Origin of the sequence: Deinococcus pimensis DSM 21231 (assembly GCF_000519345.1) — a bacterium.
GTDB classification, from domain to species: Bacteria; Deinococcota; Deinococci; order Deinococcales; family Deinococcaceae; genus Deinococcus_A; species Deinococcus_A pimensis.
Genome location: NZ_KI912630.1, coordinates 1,537 through 2,173, shown reverse-complemented (window position 1 = coordinate 2,173; position 637 = coordinate 1,537). Strand labels below are relative to the sequence as shown.

The 637-nt window shown below is 69.2% G+C and carries 2 protein-coding genes; both read left to right on the top strand.

The genetic code is table 11. The features are described from left to right. The first annotated feature begins 279 nt into the window (after positions 1–279). Positions 280–411 (top strand): hypothetical protein, encoded by a 132-nt coding sequence (locus DEIPI_RS41810; RefSeq protein WP_281173176.1) that lies wholly within the window; start codon positions 280–282, stop codon positions 409–411. Between the two features lie 12 nt (positions 412–423). Then, on the top strand, positions 424–637 hold a 214-nt coding region (locus DEIPI_RS38885), incomplete at its 3' end, for a hypothetical protein (RefSeq protein WP_045233601.1).

The following is a 637-nucleotide window of genomic DNA, read 5'->3' as shown; positions in this document are numbered from 1 at the left end:
CTCCGGCGAGCGTGAGGCCGAGGAGCAGCGCCTTCACGGGCGCCTTCCGGCGCGCGGCGGTCCTGCTCGGGTGTGACGGCTCTGGAACACGCGGACCTCCTGCTGGGGCGGGGACGTGGGGTCTTCGGTGGTTCCACTGTAGTCGTTCGATCTTTAAAAGCCGTGAAGAGGACCCCGTGGAGGGTGCGCCCGCGCCCAGTCGTGAGAATCGCTTCATCATCCTCACGCCATCCACATTCCTCTACGCTCCGGACAGTCAGGTCCACCCCGGAGGCTTCCGTGAAGAATCCCGTTCGTCTGCTGATCGTCGTCGCGCTCGCCGCGCTCCTCGCCGCCTGCCAGTCCGGCAGCCTCCCCAGCGTGCAGGGCAGCTGGGACGGCTCCGTCTGGGACGTCGCCGTCTGGCAGTAAAGGAAGAACGCCATGAAGAGACCCACGCACATCCGCCGTTTCGTCCTCGGCTTCGCGCTCGGCGCGAGCGGCCTCAGCGCGCTCGCCGTCGGCAATCTCAGCCTCCCCTTCAGCTTCGCGCCCGGTCAGCCGATCCGCTCCGCCGACGTGAACGCCAACTTCGACGCGCTGCGCGCGGCGCTCGCGCAGGGCCCCGCCGACGGCAGCGTCACCGCGCCGAAGCTCG